Here is an 18,924-nt window from a genome sequence, read left to right on the forward strand (position 1 = left end):
TTTCTTTTCTATTTTACCGCTATCGCCTCGTCCTGCTCTTTGAGTGAATCTACATTATCCTTTGTATCCTCGATATTTTTCTGTACCGCTTTTTTATAATCTCCGAGCATGGTTTTGATGTTCTCCTCACGCTCATGGTATTTTTTCGTATAATCGAGTTTGTTTTTTCCATTGGACCCCGCGGCGCCGATTGATACGTCAGCAAGCGCATCTTTGACAGACTCTAATGTTTTGATTACAGCATCGTATTTCAATTTAATTTCTGACATAAAAAAGATCACCACAATTTAATAGATTTAATTTGATTAACAGCATCCTCCAAGAATTCTTCACCCTTAGCAAGAGTATGACCAGCAAAATTCGCTAGCTTTAATTCTTTGTCATAGAGAAATTTCATAGATTCCAACTGAATAATCTCCATCTGAATCGAAGCCATATACTCGTTATATTTATCATTCACAATCTTAGATGCTTCCGATTTCGCCTCTTCTCTTCCCTTGTCGAAATCATCGGCTTTTGTTCCCGTCCAATGCTTGCCCAATTCTGGTTTTACAATTTCTTTGATTTCAGTGATTGCCTCTTCTTGCAGTGTGTCTATGTCCTTTTTTGCTTTTTTCAGCTTTTCGATCTTGTCTTCCACGTCGGAAATTTTTCCGTTGAGCGAACTTTTGATATCCGCCAGCATACTTTCATAACCCATCTGAATCACCTCTTAATACTCAAAAAGTCGTATGGAGGGGCTGATGAAGATAGACTTTTCCATACTTTATTTCCATATATTATATTTTAAAATAGCCAGAAGGCGGCTTAAATAGGGTAAATGGCTTAATTTAGGCATATAACGCTCTTGAAATGTAGGTATTTGATCTTGTTTTTGTTCGTTATACAGCTAATGAAAACGTTTTTTAAAATGAAATCACCTAAAGTCATAGTTATAAAGGCACTTGAAAGAGGCAGATGTTGTTGATCTGTCTCTTCTTATTTTATGGTAATTACTGTAAAATGGTATAGGGTGATGATAGTGAGTTTTTTCAGTCCGATGATTTTTTTGTTGTCATTCCTTTTCTGTCCTTCTTTGTTTTCGGTATTGCAGCCACATTGCTATTTAATAAGTCAATACCTCTTACGGTGCTGGCTTATTGGCATCAGGTGTGACCCTTTGGATCAAAAGCTTGTATTAGCTGCAGTCCCAGTTGTACAGAACGTTTGAAAAGTCTTTTTTCCTTAGATCGTCAGGTGTGATGAAAAAATTGGCGATGCCGACGTCTCCCCACATTGAATCGATATCATCGTCTGAATCAATTTGTAAAAGCATGATGGTGTGTTCTTTATATGCGTATTCCCGTGGATCATGCTGGGTAAAAGAAGCGTATCCGCCGATTTTATGGCCAAATCCGTTTTCAGCCAGTTCATTATAAATGTCTTCTTCATCCTCGCCGAACTGACCAAAGAACTCCATTGTTTCCATGCCCGTATACTGCTCAAATTGAAAATCTGTAGGCAGCACCCATTCCGAAGATTTCACAGGCTCGACTGCCGCTTCTGATAAAATCGGAAAATCACATTCGCCTGTGCCGATAAATGAAAAATCAGAAACAAGCTCGTCTTCGTTTTCTATGATATTTTCAAAATAGATCACTCTGAAATTCTTTTGTTCACATCGATCGTCAAAATTCAATCCATAGACGTCATCATGAACAGAAATGTAGAACTGCAGGATACCTGAAGAAGGGTAGCCGTCAAGCTGGGGAATGTGCGAGAAATTAATCTGTGCCAGAAGCTTCATCGGCTGTCCATTTTCATCAGTCGGGTATGTTTCATGCTTGGGGAAATAGGGATCACCGGCAATTTTGCTGTCATATCGTCCTGTTTTCCCTTTTTGGACATTCAGTTTCACGTATTCTTTCGCTGATTTCTCCAGCAAGTCGCGGTACGGTCTCATTTTTTCGGGCAGATGATTCATCAGATTCTCTCCTTTTCCGGCATCTCCAATTATTTTTGGAAGGTTTTATTTTCTGGTTTTCTTCTAATGTTTTTCAAACGAATGTTTAAAGAAGACCTACTTCTGCATAATTTTCCAAACAATAGTTAAATAGTAGCAAATGTATTCAGCACCCCGCAATAGATGAAAAAAAGACTGGTGCGCAACCAGCCTTTCTTTTTCAACTATTGAATTGCACCTGACGGAACAACCGCCTTCCGTCCGACAGAATAATACTCCACTCCTGCAGCCAAAGCCTCATCCAATGTGTAGCAGTTTCTGCCGTCAAATATGAGCGGCGTTTCCATCAAATTCTGATAAGCCGCTAACGGAAATTTTTTAATGTCAGCCCAGTCGGTTAAAATCATGACGGCGTCAGACCCTTTGACAGCTTCCTCGATCGTCTCTTTATATTCAACAGCTTGCGGGAGAACATGCTTTGCATGGCTAACTGCAATGGGATCGTAGGCTCTGATACGGGCGTCGAGCGCAGCGAGACGGTCTGCAATAACAATTGACGGCGCTTCTCTCATATCGTCCGTATTCGGTTTAAATGACAGGCCTAAAAGGGCAATCGTTTTTCCCGTCACCCCGCCGAGCCTGTTCAGCGCTTTATCAACCAGCATCGCCTGCTGATTGTTGTTGACTTTGATAACCGATTTCAGCAGTTCAAAATCATGCTCGACATTGCCGGCAATTTGCACGAGGGCGTTTGTGTCCTTTGGAAAACAAGAGCCGCCGTAGCCTATGCCCGCTTTTAAAAACTGGCTCCCGATCCGCTTATCCTGTCCCATCCCGTACGCGACTGCTTCAATATCGGCGCCGACCTTTTCACATATATTCGAAATTTCGTTTATAAAACTGATCTTAGTGGCCAGAAAAGCATTTGAGGCATATTTGATCATCTCGGCGCTTCTGATATCCGTTTGGTAAATCGGGATTTGAAACGGACGGAAGAGCTCCTCCAGCGTATTTGCTGTTTTCTCATCGGCCGTCCCGATCACGATCCTGTCACCATGAAAGGTGTCATAGATCGCCGACCCCTCACGCAAAAATTCCGGATTGGATGCAACCGAAATACTGACAGGCTCCGCTAGATGTTCAGTGATCAGTCCATTAATCAAATCGTTTGTCCCAACGGGCACTGTGCTTTTCGTTACCACAACTGTATCTCGTTTGACATGCTTTGCGATGCGTTTGGCCGCATCTGTAATTTGCTCCAGATTGGCGTGGCCATCGCTTTTCTGCGGTGTGCCGACCGCTATAAAAATGATGTCTGCCTGTGCCAAGCCTGTCTCATAGCTCGTTTCAAAGTTCAGCCGTCCATCAGCTGTATTTTTTCTCATCAGCTCTTCAAGACCTGGTTCAAATATGGGGGAAATGCCCTTTCTCATTTCATCAATCTTGTGAGCGTCAATATCAATGCAGGTTACATGATGTCCAATCTCAGAAAGAGAAACACCTGTCACAAGACCGACATAGCCTGTTCCGATGACTGTTATATTCATTGTTTCCCTCCAACAGTTAAATTGCTGCTTTGCAGCTTCCGTAATATCGTATGAGAACATCCTATCATGAATGCGAATGATCTCCCGCATAGCCTGTCGGGTACAGCCTGTACAGATTTCTGAAATGTGATTCAACCATACAATACACTATTATATCGCTCTCAAAAAGAAAGTGGTGAAATGAGAATCGGCTGTTAAAAAAGACCAAACAATTTTCTTCTTTTGACCGGCTGCGGAGGCTGTCTGAAGATGGTCTGATTCCGCAGGAGAAGCTCTGCATTTTCCGTCAGCATATAAGGAAGTTCCGAGCCGAATTCTTTCTCTAGAACATAAAGAGCCTCTTGAGTGTGAAAATTTCTCGTTTTCACATTATGGGCATCTGAGGCTACGAAATGGATCAAATTGGATTCAACCAGCCGGAGAGAAAATGCTTTCAGCTGCTTGCCGAAGGTCCCCGCAAGACTTCCTGAAGTAATCTGAGATGCTGCTCCTTTTTCCACAAGATGATACAGCAAGGACGGGTTTTCGCGAATTTCCCTGTTGCGTTCAGGATGGGCGATAACCGGAATATATCCTTTCAGCTGCAAATCATAAAAAAGCTGCTCCGCATATCGGGGAACGTGATCAAACGGAAACTCAATCAAGATGTGTTTTGTATCATTCAGCGAAAGCAGCTGCTGTTTGGCAAGGTCTTGTTCCACCTCGCCGTAGATTCTGATTTCCTGTCCCGGAAGCACATGTAAAGGAATGTCTTCTTTGATTAAACGTTTGTTTAACTGATCTGCTGCTTCTCTGACTGCGGCTGGCTCGTTTTTATACACACCGTTGTTATGATGAGGTGTCGCAATGATCGTCCGGATTCCCTGACGAACAGCGGCTCTTGCCATTTCTATGCTGTCGGCCGAATCACCTGCCCCGTCATCCATTGCGGGAAGAATGTGACAGTGAATATCGATCATGTCCTAGCCCCCTTTTTTCGCAAAAATAAATAACGGGCACGATGCACGTTATTTATTTTGCATGAAATTGTCCTTGTTTCCGTAATATCCGTATTCAGAGTGCTTCGAAAGCTTTTTGCCGTTCATAATCGCCCCAAGAAGCTTGCTTTTGCACGTTTCAAGCGCCTCTTTCGCTTTTGCGGCTTGTTCTTTTTCTGTTTTCCCGCTTGAAATAACCAGAACAGAACCGTCTGCCACGTTGCCTAAAATCTGTGCATCTGCTACGGCAAGAATAGGCGGCGTATCAAAAATGACCATATCATATGCCGCACACGCTTCGTATGCAAGCTCCTTCATCCACTTCGAGGAGAGAAGCTCGGCCGGGTTTGGCGGGATCGGGCCGCTCGTCAGCACGTCAAGATGTTTTTCATTCGATGCTTGTACAGCCTGCTCCATAGAGCTTTTTTTTAATAAAACAGATGTTAAGCCAACCGTATTTTCAAGAAAAAAGGCCGTATGTACTGTTGGTTTTCGCAAATCAGCATCAATCAGGAGCACTTTTTTTCCCTGTTGGGCGAATACGACAGCCAGGTTGGCGGCCGTTGTTGATTTTCCTTCCCCCGGACAAGCCGATGTAATCATGACTGATTTCATTTGCCGGTCCACTGAAGCAAATTCTATATTCGTGCGAATCGTCCGATATTGTTCAGAGTTCAAGGATTTCGGCTCTGTCATCGCAATGACATTTCTCCGCATCCGCGAGCCTCTGTTTTTTCTAAGCGCCAAAATGTCCACTCCCCGTTTTTTCAGATTGGAAACCCTGTAAGGTCTTTGCTGTTTTCTGCTCATTCGCAATGGTGGAAACTGTCCCTAAAACAGGTATGTCCAGCAAGGATTCGAGCTGCTCTTCCGATTTGATCGTATTATCCAAATGCTCAAGCAGGAAGGCCAGTCCGATGCTTCCCGCCAATCCGGCCGCAAACGCGATGGCAATGTTTAGAAGCGGCTTTGGCGATACAGGGGACGGATGTTCTGAAACCTCGGCTTTTGACAGAATGCTGACATTGTCAACATTCATAATAGATGTGATTTTGTCTTGAAAAACAGATGCTATAGTATTGGCAATATGAGCCGCTGTTTCCGCGTTTTCATCCCTGACTGATATGTTGACCACTTGGGAGTCCTGTTCGCTGGATACGGTAATTTTGTCATTCAGTTCTTGGGATGTCATCGACAGGCCCATTTCTTTAATGACTTCATCTAAGATGGCAGGGCTCTTAATGATGACATTGTACGTATTGATTAACTGAAGATTGGTTTGGACATCGTTAAATTGGACTTCTTTTCGTTCATTTTTCGATTGGTTGACCAGAATCTGAGTTGAGTTTTCATAGATGGGTGTAAGTGCGAAGAAACTAATGAGTCCGCCGGCAGCAGTGGCAGCTGCGGTTACAATCATAATCAAAAGTATGCGTTTTGTTAACGTTGATAATATCTCTTTTAAGCTTGTAGATTCTCCCATGATACCTCCAAATCTCTTATAACATCCTTTTCCATCTACGATTATACAACGTTGAAACCGCATTTCTCCAGCTTTTCACGTGACATAATTCGACATTTTTTCACAAAACGAAATGTTACTCTTTTTTATGTAAGCGCTATATTTACTGTGTTGACAGCGCTGTCTCATTTTCTCTTATTCGTGCAGTCACGTAACCTCGCATAAAAAAATCCCGCAAAAGGCGTGCGGGATTTTTATGTTGCATATCCATTTTTAATATGAGAAATCAAATTTTCAAGCATTTCCTTCGTCGTCATCTCAGATGACTGCTCACCAATTTCATGTGCATGCATCAAAATTTTCAGAAATTCTTCTTGATTCAATTTCTTTTCACTCATCTTTTTTTTCCTTTCAGCTTCCATTAAGTTGAAAACACGATTATTATATGATGCTGGTTATCAATTTGCAATCTCTAATACATCATTCGACACATCCTATTTTTTATGTCCTTTTTTAGGAAAAACTTTTTAAGGCCGATGTGTTGCGATATAATAGAGAAATTGGATCTTTTTATTACGTGACTCGGTTAGGAGCGATAATCATGCTTCAGAATATGATTTCCAAAGACGATGTGCTGGCATCTGCTGAACAGTTAAAAGAACTTCTTCCTTACAATGAGGAAAATGTTCAGCTGATCAAAAAAGCCCTTATTTTATATCGGCAGGATTCAGTCTATCGTTTACAAGCAGTGAGTCCGACGGAAGTTACGGCTTACGTGCAGGATGTTGTGCCTGTGCGGGTCACATTGAACTTGTTTGTCATAGTCAAAAGCGGCTGTTCATGTCCGTCCGGAAGAATCTGCCGCCATATGCTGGCTGTGTTTTTATATGTATATGCAATGTTCGAGCGAGTGGGTACTTTTACAGAGTATTGGCTGGAGAGGGAAAAGCTTGAGGAAAGCAAAGAGCTCGTCCGCCGCCAGTTTCAGGAAAAGGTGCTGCCTAATGAAGAATCACTTTCAAGCTGGCTTGCTTTTTTTGATTCAGAGTTTTCTCTCTGGCAGGCACGTACGCCAGAAGGCAGCCAAAACATGCAGGGCCTCTATTACGGCTACCTGTCCGCATTAAAAAAACATGCGCCGAACAAGCCGGAGCTGAAAAGCCTGTATCAGATTCATTCCGCGATTGCGGTTTGGCTTCGCATGTTCACATTGATTGAAGCGGGCAAGCTAAACCCCGAACAAGATTTTTATTCCCTCAATCCGTACGTTGAACAGCTGATGGATACAATCTACAGCTCTATTGATAAATTAAAAACGTACGCGCTGTCTTTTGCGCTTGATCCGTTTTTGGATAAAACACCGGATGTTATCCGACCTTTGCTGTTGAAAGAAGAAATTTTCCAATATGAACGCATCCGCGTCTTCGGTGAAATTTGGAGTGCGCTGCTGTCGCGGCCAAAATGGGTGGCACGCGAACAGGAGATATTGAAAAAAGAAGCTGGACGGCGTTTTTCTCCCGAATTGCAATTCGGGCGCCTGCATTTGGAATTCCTGCAAAAGAATGATGACGTTATTTTTGCGGAAGCGGATCAATTCCCACCGGAAGCGCTCCCTTATACGTTCCAATGGCTGAGTGAAATGACTGCCAAGAAGGACTGGAAACGGCTTAAAACATGGTACCAGCAAATTGAGCCAATTGCGATGGGTTATACGAAGCTGGATAAGCCGTTTAAAGAGATTCGCGATGTGATCGGCGAGCTGTTCCTTCTGTTGAATGCCTATGTGCAGCAAACCAATGATCAAGCGCTGTTTGAGCGCTTTGCCGCGGGCTGTCTGCCGTATACGTTCACAGAATACAGCCATCATTTATATGAAAAAAAACGCTATGCCGAGTGGATTGAAATTCATAGCCTTGTCGGCTTTTCCATCAATGAAATGGATAAAATGATGCTCAAGGAAATTGCAGCGAGCGACCCTGAGGCGCTTATACCGGCTTACCATAGAGAAGTGGCTTTTTTCATTGATCAGAAGAACCGCAACTCGTACAAGGAAGCCGCCCGGTATTTGAAAAAATTGCGCACCCTGTACAAAAAAGCGAAAAAGCAGAAGGTGTGGGAGCGGTATATTCAGCTGCTGAGCTCGCATTACAAGCGCCTGCGTGCGCTTCAAGAAGAACTGCAGAAAGGAAAGTTGATTGATGGCGAGTCTTAAAGAAATTCTCATCCACGTCGAACAAATGGAAGATGGGTCATTTACGCTCTCAGCCTTTGATGAAAATGAGCAGCCTCTTCCCTACAGCCATATGAAAAAGCATTTGTTCCAATGGCATGAATCCTCATTTTACGGAACCTTTCTAGAGGATTTCAGCTTCATCGGGACGACTGCTGTCCTGCTATCGCCATGGATGACTGTAGAGCTTCTCGGCAAAAACTCGTTCAACTCATTCAGCTCCGTGCAGCTTACAGAAGAAACGGAGCCGCTGATCGAGGCGGCATCGACCATCTATGAATTTATCGCGGACGGCGATTTTCTGCCTGACTATGACGCATGGACAAACGGTGTTTTTCGCTGGAAAGACCGCGATAATATACTGGAAGGCTTTACTGCGGAATGGTTTTCCTCTGCCGTACAGGATTACATCCAGTACGACGATGACCTGCGGGAGAAATGGGAACATATCAAGGAAAAATCGCCTGCGGTTACGACATTCCGCGGCCATTTTCTTGATGAAGAGGATTTTCTGGAAGGCATTGGCTGGATTGACGATCAATCTCCATTTACTGTCGGCTTGCGCTTAAATGAACCGGACTTTGACGGAGACGAATGGAAGATCGAGATGTTTTTACGCGATAAAAAGAGCGGTGCTGTAGAATTCTTTGACGGACTGAAGAGCCTCAAAAAATCGTGGCAGGCGTACAGCGATAAAATCGCGCGTGAGCAGGACCGCTTTCACAGAACGGTTCCGTGGCTGTCGTTTGATTCCGGGACAACGCTGATCTCGGAGGAAGAAGCCTGGATCTTCCTGTCAGAAGCAAGTGAGACGCTTGTCGATATGGGGGTAGAAATCCTCCTGCCGTCCTGGTGGCAGATTGTCAGAGACAGCAACATGATGCTGAAAGCAAAGGTGTCGTCCTCCCCGCGCGGCGAGTCATTTGTCGGCATGAATGCACTGCTTGATTTCAACTGGCGGTTTGCGACAAATGGAATTGAACTGACTGAGGCTGAATTTAATGAGCTTGTCGCCAGCAACAGGCGCCTTGTTAATATCCGCGGGCAATGGGTTAAAATCGATCCGCAGTTTATCAAACAGATGAAACGCCTGATGGAAAAAGCAGAATCAGAGGGACTCCACATGTCTGATATTCTGGCGCGAGAGCTAATGGATCAGCAGGATGGCGGACTTGAGGATTCGGACCTGATTGATACATCCGCTTTTGCCGGCATTCAGTTTGATCTGTCTAAACAGCTCAGGTCACTGATTCGAAAGCTCACTGCCGCGGAAAACCTGCCGGAGCACGAAGTCAGTCCTTCTTTCAAAGGAACGCTCCGCCCTTATCAGAAATACGGCATGAACTGGCTGCTGTTTCTGCGGGAAAGCGGTTTTGGCGCCTGTCTAGCTGACGATATGGGGCTTGGGAAAACGATTCAAATGATCGCCTATTTCCTTCACGTGAAGGAAAGCGGCCGGCAAAAAACGCCTCATTTGATTATTGCGCCGACATCCGTACTTGGCAACTGGCAGCGGGAGCTTCAAACCTTTGCACCTGATCTGTCTGTCGCGCTCCATTATGGGCCGCGCCGGCCAAAGGGTGATGATTTCGCCGCGCATTATGAAAACGCAGACGTGGTGCTCACTTCATATGGACTGTCACATGCTGATACTGAAGAGCTTTCTTCTGTGACATGGAACACGATCTGCCTTGATGAAGCGCAAAATATTAAAAACGCGCATACGAAGCAATCACGCGCAATCAGGAAGCTGAAGGGGCTTCACCATATCGCGCTGAGCGGCACGCCGATGGAAAACCGACTGACTGAGCTGTGGTCTATTTTTGACTTCATGAATAAAGGCTACCTCGGCAGTTTGACCGGCTTCCATAAACGCTATGTGCTGCCGATCGAAAAAGACCGGGACGAAAAGAGAATCGGACAGCTTCAGCAATTAATCCGGCCATTCCTTCTCCGCCGGACGAAACGGGATGAAGAGGTCGCGCTTAATCTTCCTGAGAAGCTGGAAGAAAAAGAATTTATCCCTCTGTCAGCCGAGCAGGCATCCCTTTATGAGCAGCTCGTCAAAGACACTTTTGACCATATGACATCCCTGACCGGCATGCAGCGAAAAGCGCTGATCCTCAGCATGCTTGGACGGCTCAAGCAAATATGCGATCATCCCGCGCTTTATTTAAAGGAAGAGCAAACCGAGCTGCTGGCCGGCAGATCAGTCAAGCTCGAAAAATTGCTGGAACTGATGACAGCGATCCGCTCCCAAAACGAAAGCTGCCTGATTTTCACGCAATACATTCAGATGGGGAACATGATGAAGCGGCTGCTTGAAAAAACGTTCGGGGAACCTGTGCAATTTTTAAATGGGAGTCTCTCCAAGCAAGAGCGGGATACACTCGTTGAGAAATTTCAAAGGAAAGAATATCCGACACTGATTCTTTCACTCAAAGCTGGAGGCACCGGACTTAATTTGACCGCCGCCAATCACGTCATCCATTATGACAGATGGTGGAACCCGGCGGTTGAAAATCAAGCGACTGACCGTGCATACCGCATAGGCCAGGAGCGCTTTGTCCACGTTCATAAAATGATTACGACGGGAACAATCGAAGAAAAAATTGATGTCATGCTTGAATCCAAGCAAACCCTGAACGATCAAATTATCCAAAGTGAAAACTGGATTACCGAGCTTTCCACACAGGAGCTTGAAGAACTGTTTACATTAAGCGCTACAGCGCAATGATCATGACTAAAAAAGCTGGCTCTGATAGAGCCAGCTTTTTTCCGTTCATAGCCGTCACGCCGAATCTCCAAAAAATCCGTTACGCCGGTTATATCAACAGGATGCGCTTTTGGAGCAGCACATATACCTACAGCAAATGTTTCATCATATGTGCGACACCATGTTCGTCATTGGTTAAGGTGACAGCATCGGCTATCGATTTGATGTCTTCCCGGGCATTGCCCATCGCTACACCTTTTCCCGCAGCCTCCAGCATCGATTTGTCATTTAAACTGTCACCTACAGCAGCGGTTTCCTCGAGCGGAATATTCAGCTGTTTTGCAAGCCTCTTCAGCGCCTGCCCCTTGGAAGCTTTGCGGGAAGAAAGCTCAAAGTTGTGCTCAGCCGAACTGACAAGCGTCAAATCTTCGGCATGCTCATATCTTTTCCAGCCTGCCTCAAGCTTTTCTTTGAAGAAAGAAAAGCCGAGAATATTGTAAAAATCGATTGGCTGATCGGCTTCAAACAGCTCTTGAAAAGAGTTAATGTAAGCAAAGCCCGATTGGCTGTATTGCACCTCGGCCGCCTGCTTAAGGACAGAAAGATCTGTTTCCGGGTTTGCGCTTCTGAATCTGTCCAGCTCAACATCAAGAAGTTCTCTGCCGTTTTGCGGCGTATAAATCGCTGAACCTGTGAATACCTCATAATAATAGTTTTCCGACTCAAGCCATGAGAGAATGTCATACGCCCGTTTCTTATCAATCGTTTCGTGATGATAAAGCCTGCCGTCGGGATCGTGAATGACGGCGCCGTTTGCACTGATGACCCATGTTTTGATCCCCAGCGGTTCAAAGATTGACATGACGTCAAAATGAGCGCGCCCAGTTGACACCACCACTTCAATGCCGTCCAGCTGCGCCTGCCGCAGTGCGTTTTCATTTTCCAAGCTTACCTGATGCTTGCTGTTGAGTAAGGTTCCATCTAAATCAATCGCAATTAATTTCACGTTTGTCAGTCCTTTCCTTCATCCTGCTCTGTCACGAGAAGCTCAACGCCGTTTCGGTCAAGCAAGTCACAAAATGCCTGATTCGGAAGCCTGTCTGTAATCAAAAGGTCGATTTCATTCAGCTCCGCATACTGATAAAAACTGGTGCTGCCCAGCTTCGAATGATCTGCAAGCGCGATGACCTGCTTTGCCTGCTGTATCATTTTCCGCTTCACCATGCCATCCTCTTCATGCGCAATTGTAATGCCATGTTCGGAAATGCCGACCACACCAATCAGCGCTTTATCAACATGGTAGCTTGAGAGCTTTTCAATCACAGAGGACCCGTACAGAAAGCGGTGCTCCTTTTCCAGCTTGCCTCCCAGCAGATAAATTTCAATTCCCTCTTTATCGGACAGCACATCCGCAAGATTAATCGAATTGGTGATTACCGTACAATCAACCGCATTCAAATGCTTTGCACATGCCTGAACAGTTGTAGAGGCGTCTAAAATCACCCGGTCTCCATCATGAATAAGCGATGCTGCAAGCCTGCCGATCTTATTTTTTTCCTCAGACACTGTTTTCAGGCGGCCGGAATAGCTTTGAATTTTCTGATGCACAGTCGGCAAAATGGCGCCGCCTCTTGTGCGGATGATGGCATTCTGTTCCTCAAGTTTCACAAGATCTCGTCGCGCTGTATCCCTTGACACTTGCAGGAGCGTACAGATCTGCTCCGTTGTAATTCGGTTATGCTGTTTTAAAAAATCCAAAATCGCTACTAATCTTTCTTCTTGGTACACGCCCTCATTCCTTTTCTCAGCAATCATTTATAAGTAATTATAAGTTTTTATTTGATTTTATTCAACATTAATAAGTGGTTTTAAGTAAAAATGCGTCGAGAGAACCAATTTTTCCTAAGTAGGCAAAAAGAAAGAACCAGTCTGGTCGACTGGTCAATTTTGAGGGGATGATGCGAAGATCCGGATAATAGTGAATGGATAGATAACGGGAGGAGCAGGGGTGTCAATCAGCAGCTTTTTCCCGGGGTTTAGGGTCCATAAAACGAACAGTGTCAGCCAACACTTCTGTTACATACACGTTAACGCCTTCCGTGTTTTCATAGCTTCTTGTCTGAATCCGTCCGCTTACGCCGACGAGAGAACCTTTTTGGCAATACAACGCCGTGTTTTCAGCTGTTTTTCTCCAAAGTGTGCAATTGACGTAATCAGCTTCGATTTCACCTGAAGCATTCTTGAAGCTGCGGTTCACCGCGAGCGTAACATGTGCAACTGCCGCACCGGCGGAAGTGTAGCGAAGATCAGGATCTTTTGTAAGACGTCCGACAAGCATGACCTGATTGAACATGCGATTCCTCCTCTCCTTGCGGTTGTATGTATTGTAAATGATGCAACAAGAAAAGAAAAACGCTTAAAAATGGCTTTCAGCCTCTGTTTTTATCTTTCGTTTTCATTTTTCCTTCAGCTAAAAACATCTTTTGCTTTTTTCCTTTGAAGAAATATGTACTTTTTAAAAAACGGAAAAAGATTTGCTTTGTCAGCCAGTTTTGCGTATTCATGCGCACATAGGAAGAGCCATCCCACGCAAACCACTGAAAGCTCAATTTTTTTTCCGGCATTGACAGCTTGATTTTATACTGCTCCATGCCATCTTGTGTTTCGTATAAAAAACTTATTCTTCCTTTTTTGTTCAGATGAACCTCAAACACTTCTTTACGGCTTAACATATATGTTACTTCCTTTTGAATCAAATGGCTTTCAGAAGGAGCGCCGTCAATATAAATTTCTTTTAAACGAAATTGATTCATACCACATCTCTCCGTAATCCATAGTCAGTTACAGTATAATGAAAAAATAGAAATTATTAAATGTTTCGCTCATACAAAATTCTTTAGCCCCAGCATTGCAGGATTTTTTCCTCGAAAACGTTTATGTTATAATGGAAGGCAAGAAAACTTTGGAAGTAATCGGGGTGAGAAGAAATGAAAACCTTTAAACTGGTTGACCTGAATGTGGAACGAGTGGACAAGGAAGAACAATCAATTGAACAGTTTCCCCTTATTGACGGACTGATTATAAATAAAGAAGACGGTGAAAATCACTGGCTGATTGAGGCGCTTGTACAGAAAGAACATCTGTCTTTTTTTGAACAGCTTCAAAACAGCCAATCTGAAGCCAAAGTATTTGTAACGATCACGAAAAAAAGCAATCGCCCCGCCCAGCTGACAGCAGCAGTGAAAAATATCGTCAAGCTGGAAGAAAGCATCCAGGTTTTACTCTACGGACAAATGGTCACAAGAAAACAGCAGGGCACTGAAACCATTCTCGAGTCCCTTGTAAAAGAGGGCTATACAGGAACAAAACTCATTGAGGCATTTAAGCAAAAATTATAAATATGAGGGGGCATGTTCCCCAAAACAGACACAGAACCGAAGAACATCACAATAGACATTTTGAATAGATATGTTCTGCATGAAAAAAGCTGCCGTTTTGAACGGCAGCTTTTCTTTTCGTGCTTTCACTCTTGCATATTTAATTTGTATGGCCAAAAGAATCAACCAATTCCCCTTTCACAACAAGGCGCCCTTCAGTTTTGACCGCCTTGTCACATGTGATTAACGTAATCTCTTTTTTGTTCGTCTCCTCAATTACATCTGCACCCATTTCCGATATGATGTCTTTAGATGTTACAGAATAGATATAATCCTTTTTAAAATCCGTGATGACAATTTGGGCACCTGTTTTTATGTTTTCCAGAGGTCCGAACAGAAGATTCTTTTGCTTCAAATGATGGCCCGCCAACGGATAATTTCCCTCACCCATTTTTTGATCCGGGCGCATTGTTGCCGCCCCTATCAAAAGATTTTCATTGGTTGTGCCTTTTACGATCGGAAGCTCCAGATCGACACTTTTAATTGTTATCCGCCGCCTTGATTGTGAAGTGAATCACGTGCTTTCGACGTTCTCCACTTGATTGGAATGCTTTAATGGCGATCCCGGCATCTGTAGCTTCAGGCTTTCCTTCAGAGGAATCAGAAATCTCAAACTCTATTTTCTCAGTGTTCAGCACCTAACCGGCTGGCGCTTTCGTTTCACCAAAAGCGTATTGTCCCGGTGCAAGGCCTGAAGCTGTGACTTTATGATGCCGGATATGACTGGTTTCGAAGTCTGTATGAAAATTCGCGAACGATTCAGCATGGTGGATCTTCCGGTTCTGATCATTACAGCTGCCATTATCGGCCATGACAAATACAAGGCTTTTCATGCCGGAGCGAATGACATTTTGCAAAAACCTTATCATTACTCTGAATTTATGGCGCGTATTCAAAACCTGATCATGATGAAACATACAGCAAATCAAGCCACTAGAATGGAAATGGCATTTCTCCAATCGCAAATCAAGCCTCATTTTCTTTATAATGTATTAAACACGATTATTTCTCTCACTCATTTGGATATTGAAAAGGCCCGGGAGGTAACAGAGGAATTTACTAACTATTTAAGAATGAGTTTTGACTTTCAAAATACATCAGCCATCAGTTCCTTCAGACATGAGCTTTCGATTATCAATTCCTATCTTTCTATAGAAAAGACGCGATTCGGTAATCGGCTTGAGGTTCTTTTCGATATAGATGAAGACATTGACTTTATCCTTCCGCCTTTAATGATTCAGCCCTTGGTGGAAAATGCCGTTCTTCATGGTGTCAGCAAGAAAAGAGGCGGAGGATGGATCAAACTGACAGCTAAAAAACAAAGCAAAAATGAGTATCACATCAAAGTAGAGGATAACGGTCCCGGGATAACTCCGGAAAAACAAATAGATCTCTTATCAACGGATTTTGATCGCAGCGTCGGATTGAAAAATATCAATCAGCGGCTGAAACATTTTTGCGGGAGCGAGTTGATGATTACCAGCACTCCGGATGCAGGCACCTCTGTCTCAATGCTCATTCATCTCGCTGAAACAACGGAAAGCCCCGCGGGACTGAAGGACATAGAACAAACCTAAACGAAAATTGAGATAAAAAAAGACGCCGTTTCTAACGGCATCTTTTTTATTCCGGCGACTTTGCTTGCTGCTTCAGCAGGTCTCTGATTTCTTTCAGCAGCTCCTCCTGCGCATCCACAGCTTCCTCCGCAGCCTCTTCTTCTGCTGCTTCTTTTTTGCGCCTTAACCCATTCAAAGTCCGAATGACGATAAAAATGGAGAACGATATAATTAAGAAGTTCACAATCGTCTGTATAAAGCTGCCATACTTCACTACAGCATCGCCAAACGTAAACGACAGGCCTGAAAAGTCAAGCCCTCCCAGCAGCAAACCGACCAAAGGCATAATGATATCATTTACTAGAGATGTGACGATCTTTCCGAAAGCGCCGCCTATCACAACACCAATCGCAAGGTCTACGATATTCCCCCGCATGGCAAAGGCTTTAAATTCATTCCACATACAATCACCTGCTTTTCTATATTTGTAAAGAAAAAAAGACAAATGTGCCGCTGGCCATCTGCCTTTTTTCAATTATTCTCCGAGGGCAAAAGTCAGTTCTACTTCGCAAACGACTTCGCCATCAACTGTGGCAACGCCTTTTCCGCGCCCGATTGTACCGCGGGCACGAATGATTTCAACCTCAAGGTGAAGCTGGTCACCAGGCTTGACTTGTTTTTTAAAGCGGCAGTTATCAATGCCTGCAAAAAAAGCCAGTCTGCCGCGGTTTTCTTCTTTAATCAACATCGCAACAGCTCCGACTTGAGCGAGTGCTTCTACGATTAATACGCCGGGCATAACTGGGTACTGAGGAAAATGTCCGTTAAAGAACTCTTCATTAGCGGTTACATTTTTATAGCCTTTTGCCCGTTTGCCCTCTTCAACTTCCGTAATCCGATCCACAAGCAAAAACGGATAACGGTGAGGAATAATTTCTTTAATTTGCTGAGTATCAAGCATTGTCTTGACATCTCCTTCATCTGCATTAGTATGTATAGCAATCATCAAAGATCCAATCTGTACATTTGAAAAGTATATTATGAATTAATCTCTTTTTCAACCGCGCTAAAATGTAACCAACTGTCAATGAGAGCCGTCAAAAGTTATGATATGATAATTATAGATTTTACCAATAGCAAAGAGGTAGGAAAATGATTTCGAAGTTTATTGAAAAAAGAATGCTAAACATGTTAGACGAGTGGTATTCCGCAATGAGCAAACGCAAAATGAATCACGTTTGCACACTGAAAGAGAAAATTGACCAGCACCTTCCGAAGATCAAAAAGAACACAAAACTTTGGATGCGTTATCAATTGTTTCAGGCCCGCCATCAGCTGCTTTTTGAAAACCAGAACGGACTCGATTCATTGTTCGATGACCTATATGGCCTGGAAGACAAAATGGATGATGAATTGAAATATTATCTGTATTTTTTCTCTGGGTTATATGAGATGGTAAAAACAGCTCCGAAACATGCAGTACATCATTTTAAAAAAGCTGAACAGTACCTGGCCGCCATTCACAATACGTTTGAAGCCGCTGATTTATATTATCAAACCGCCGGCGCCTATTACTTGATGAAATCACCGCCGCTTTCCATCCAATACGTCAAAAAAGCATTACACATCTATTTGCACCAATTCGGCTATATCAAAAAGGTAATCACCTGTAAACTTTTGCTCGCCGTGAATTATATTGATCAAGAACGCTATGAAAAAGCTGAACAGCTTTTCAAAGAAATCATTAAGAAAACCCAGCAACTACATGACGAAAACCTGCTATGCCACGCTTATTATAACCTTGGCTTTTTAAAAGCGACCGAGAAAAAAGACCAGGAAGCGCTTCTTTACTTTAGAAAAGTATTAAAGAATCAAGAATTTGAAATGAATTCACCAGTCTCATATCTTCATTGTGTGTACGAGTCTGTCAGAGCGCTTTTTAAAACAGGGAACATCACAGAAGCTAAAGCCGTCCTTCAAAAAGGAAAAGAATTATCTGAAAAGGTAGACATTCAAACCATTTATTTAAAATTAAAAACGCTTGAAGCCCTCTACACATCAGCCGAAGACCCTTATGAGCAGCTGCTCGAATATGTGCTTGAATTAGAAAAAATCGAGGCGTGGGTGGATTTAGAAGTGCTGTTAGAGGATATTACGGAATACTACAAAAAAAAGGACGATTTCGAAAAAGCCGCTTTTTTTATCATGCGCGGCTGATTGAAAAACGCCCATTTTCTTATTATCTGACTGAATTGATTAAACCGAGCATTTGATCTCCCATTGTGATCGTTCTGCTGTTCAGCTGATATGAACGCTGGGACGTGATCAAATCTGTCATTTGTTCTGAAATATCGACATTGGACATCTCAAGTGAGCCCTGCTGCATGCCGATGTTTTGTCTATTAGCGCCGTTTAGCTCTTCAAAAGCTGCCGCATTATCAATAGAGAAAAGGTTATTCCCTTCGGATTTCAGCTCTTGAGGGTTATTCACTTGGACAACGCCAAGATTAAACCGCTGAACCGCGTTTCCGTCAGATGCGGTTAAGGTGCCGTTCTTATTGATGGTGATATTCTTCATTGAGCTGTCGATGTTCACTGTATTGCCGTTCTCATCAAGTACGGGATACCCATTTCCAGTGACGAGCTGCAGCTGGTTGGCATTCGCAGCGGACGGCGTTACATACAGCGCCCCGTCCCTCGTATACTGGCGGTTTCCATTTACATTTACCTGAAGATACTGGTATGGAGACGTAAATGCGATATCCAGATCGCGATCGGTCTTCTGAATGCTTCCTTGATCAGAGACCAGGCGTGAATTCATCATCGCTCCGACGCCATGGCGCAAGCCGGGCGGCGTTTTTCGGGCTTTTGCCACTTCCTCGTTTTTTTCATCAACCTGATCGAATTGCTGTCTGACAAGCTCAGAAAAATTCGTATCTTTTGCCTTATAGCCGGTTGTGTTGCTGTTTGAAAGGTTGCTGCTGATTGTGTCAATCTGCTGCTGCAGCTGGTTTAAGGTTGTTGATGCCGTTAGCATTGACCTGAGCATAGTTGATG

At 43.7% G+C, this 18,924-nt stretch carries 21 protein-coding genes and 1 pseudogene; 5 read left to right on the forward strand and 17 right to left on the reverse strand.

What is annotated here, in order from left to right; all coding sequences use genetic code 11:
* Window positions 1–8: 8 nt before the first annotated feature.
* The 8 genes from NSQ83_RS19080 to NSQ83_RS19115 all read right to left on the reverse strand — a co-directional run bounded on the left by NSQ83_RS19080 (window position 9) and on the right by NSQ83_RS19115 (window position 6,326).
* Window positions 9–269: a YwqI/YxiC family protein gene (locus NSQ83_RS19080; protein ID WP_024572843.1), complete on the reverse strand. Its 261-nt coding sequence runs from the start codon at window positions 267–269 to the stop codon at window positions 9–11.
* 8 nt (window positions 270–277) lie between these two features.
* Window positions 278–700 carry a DUF5082 family protein gene (locus NSQ83_RS19085; protein ID WP_017696586.1) on the reverse strand — a complete coding sequence of 141 codons (423 nt, stop codon included), beginning with the start codon at window positions 698–700 and terminating at the stop codon, window positions 278–280.
* Window positions 701–1,177: 477 nt separating this feature from the next.
* Window positions 1,178–1,963 carry a YwqG family protein gene (locus NSQ83_RS19090; protein WP_116315767.1) on the reverse strand — a complete coding sequence of 262 codons (786 nt, stop codon included), beginning with the start codon at window positions 1,961–1,963 and terminating at the stop codon, window positions 1,178–1,180.
* Window positions 1,964–2,166: 203 nt separating this feature from the next.
* The gene (gene uglF / locus NSQ83_RS19095; RefSeq protein ID WP_198878445.1) at window positions 2,167–3,489 is read right to left on the reverse strand and encodes a UDP-glucose 6-dehydrogenase UglF; all 1,323 of its coding nucleotides are present in this window, start codon (window positions 3,487–3,489) and stop codon (window positions 2,167–2,169) included.
* Window positions 3,490–3,683: 194 nt separating this feature from the next.
* On the reverse strand, window positions 3,684–4,448 hold the full coding sequence (locus NSQ83_RS19100; RefSeq protein WP_029726032.1) for a tyrosine-protein phosphatase: 765 nt from the start codon (window positions 4,446–4,448) through the stop codon (window positions 3,684–3,686).
* A 48-nt stretch (window positions 4,449–4,496) separates the two neighbouring features.
* Window positions 4,497–5,213, reverse strand: a complete 717-nt coding sequence (gene ptkA, locus NSQ83_RS19105; RefSeq protein WP_038427967.1) for a tyrosine-protein kinase PtkA — start codon at window positions 5,211–5,213, stop codon at window positions 4,497–4,499.
* Window positions 5,203–5,949, reverse strand: coding sequence for a protein-tyrosine kinase activator TkmA (tkmA, locus tag NSQ83_RS19110; protein WP_003227811.1), 747 nt, complete (start codon window positions 5,947–5,949; stop codon window positions 5,203–5,205). Before tkmA ends, ptkA begins: the two co-directional genes overlap by 11 nt.
* 233 nt (window positions 5,950–6,182) lie before the next feature.
* Window positions 6,183–6,326 carry a hypothetical protein gene (locus tag NSQ83_RS19115; RefSeq protein WP_003242876.1) on the reverse strand — a complete coding sequence of 48 codons (144 nt, stop codon included), beginning with the start codon at window positions 6,324–6,326 and terminating at the stop codon, window positions 6,183–6,185.
* Window positions 6,327–6,529: 203 nt separating this feature from the next.
* On the opposite strand from NSQ83_RS19115, the gene NSQ83_RS19120 reads away from it, so the two are divergent.
* Entirely contained in the window at window positions 6,530–8,140 is a 1,611-nt protein-coding gene (locus tag NSQ83_RS19120) for an SWIM zinc finger family protein (RefSeq protein WP_038429758.1), read from the forward strand.
* Window positions 8,127–10,895 (forward strand): DEAD/DEAH box helicase, encoded by a 2,769-nt coding sequence (locus NSQ83_RS19125; RefSeq protein ID WP_198878444.1) that lies wholly within the window; start codon window positions 8,127–8,129, stop codon window positions 10,893–10,895. The genes NSQ83_RS19120 and NSQ83_RS19125 overlap by 14 nt, the downstream gene beginning before the upstream one ends.
* A gap of 127 nt (window positions 10,896–11,022) precedes the next feature.
* On the opposite strand, the gene ywpJ is transcribed toward NSQ83_RS19125, so the two are convergent.
* The 4 genes from ywpJ to ywpG all read right to left on the reverse strand — a co-directional run bounded on the left by ywpJ (window position 11,023) and on the right by ywpG (window position 13,687).
* Window positions 11,023–11,880, reverse strand: a complete 858-nt coding sequence (ywpJ, locus tag NSQ83_RS19130; protein WP_128747262.1) for a phosphatase YwpJ — start codon at window positions 11,878–11,880, stop codon at window positions 11,023–11,025.
* Window positions 11,881–11,885: 5 nt separating this feature from the next.
* The gene (gene glcR, locus NSQ83_RS19135) at window positions 11,886–12,662 is read right to left on the reverse strand and encodes a transcriptional regulator GlcR (RefSeq protein WP_003244075.1); all 777 of its coding nucleotides are present in this window, start codon (window positions 12,660–12,662) and stop codon (window positions 11,886–11,888) included.
* Window positions 12,663–12,885: 223 nt separating this feature from the next.
* Window positions 12,886–13,227 carry a single-stranded DNA-binding protein SsbB gene (gene ssbB / locus NSQ83_RS19140; protein ID WP_198878443.1) on the reverse strand — a complete coding sequence of 114 codons (342 nt, stop codon included), beginning with the start codon at window positions 13,225–13,227 and terminating at the stop codon, window positions 12,886–12,888.
* A gap of 76 nt (window positions 13,228–13,303) precedes the next feature.
* Window positions 13,304–13,687, reverse strand: coding sequence for a DynA interaction protein YwpG (ywpG, locus tag NSQ83_RS19145; protein ID WP_014478204.1), 384 nt, complete (start codon window positions 13,685–13,687; stop codon window positions 13,304–13,306).
* A gap of 174 nt (window positions 13,688–13,861) precedes the next feature.
* On the opposite strand from ywpG, the gene NSQ83_RS19150 reads away from it, so the two are divergent.
* Entirely contained in the window at window positions 13,862–14,272 is a 411-nt protein-coding gene (locus NSQ83_RS19150) for a YwpF-like family protein (RefSeq protein ID WP_003227794.1), read from the forward strand.
* Window positions 14,273–14,411: 139 nt separating this feature from the next.
* Here NSQ83_RS19150 and NSQ83_RS19155 read toward each other — a convergent pair.
* Together NSQ83_RS19155 and NSQ83_RS19160 are read right to left on the reverse strand one after the other, a co-directional pair.
* A pseudogene (locus NSQ83_RS19155) lies at window positions 14,412–14,804 on the reverse strand (class A sortase); the annotation flags it as partial.
* Window positions 14,791–14,949, reverse strand: a complete 159-nt coding sequence (locus NSQ83_RS19160) for a hypothetical protein (protein ID WP_175407070.1) — start codon at window positions 14,947–14,949, stop codon at window positions 14,791–14,793. The pseudogene NSQ83_RS19155 and the gene NSQ83_RS19160, both read right to left, overlap by 14 nt.
* A gap of 102 nt (window positions 14,950–15,051) precedes the next feature.
* Here NSQ83_RS19160 and NSQ83_RS19165 point away from each other — a divergent pair, with 102 nt between their 5' ends.
* On the forward strand, window positions 15,052–15,888 hold the full coding sequence (locus NSQ83_RS19165) for a histidine kinase (protein ID WP_033884936.1): 837 nt from the start codon (window positions 15,052–15,054) through the stop codon (window positions 15,886–15,888).
* Window positions 15,889–15,934: 46 nt separating this feature from the next.
* Here NSQ83_RS19165 and mscL read toward each other — a convergent pair whose 3' ends face one another.
* Together mscL and fabZ are read right to left on the reverse strand one after the other, a co-directional pair.
* On the reverse strand, window positions 15,935–16,330 hold the full coding sequence (mscL, locus tag NSQ83_RS19170) for a large conductance mechanosensitive channel protein MscL (RefSeq protein ID WP_021445844.1): 396 nt from the start codon (window positions 16,328–16,330) through the stop codon (window positions 15,935–15,937).
* 72 nt (window positions 16,331–16,402) lie between these two features.
* Entirely contained in the window at window positions 16,403–16,828 is a 426-nt protein-coding gene (fabZ, locus tag NSQ83_RS19175) for a 3-hydroxyacyl-ACP dehydratase FabZ (protein WP_003221796.1), read from the reverse strand.
* 191 nt (window positions 16,829–17,019) lie between these two features.
* Between fabZ and rapD the strand changes: the two genes are divergently transcribed.
* Window positions 17,020–18,084: an aspartate phosphatase RapD gene (gene rapD, locus NSQ83_RS19180; RefSeq protein WP_048654784.1), complete on the forward strand. Its 1,065-nt coding sequence runs from the start codon at window positions 17,020–17,022 to the stop codon at window positions 18,082–18,084.
* 22 nt (window positions 18,085–18,106) lie between these two features.
* On the opposite strand, the gene flhP is transcribed toward rapD, so the two are convergent.
* Window positions 18,107–18,916 (reverse strand): flagellar hook-basal body complex protein FlhP, encoded by an 810-nt coding sequence (gene flhP, locus NSQ83_RS19185; RefSeq protein WP_048654785.1) that lies wholly within the window; start codon window positions 18,914–18,916, stop codon window positions 18,107–18,109.
* Window positions 18,917–18,924: the final 8 nt, after the last annotated feature.

This window comes from Bacillus sp. PS217 (assembly GCF_037963535.1).
GTDB classification, from domain to species: domain Bacteria; phylum Bacillota; class Bacilli; order Bacillales; family Bacillaceae; genus Bacillus; species Bacillus subtilis.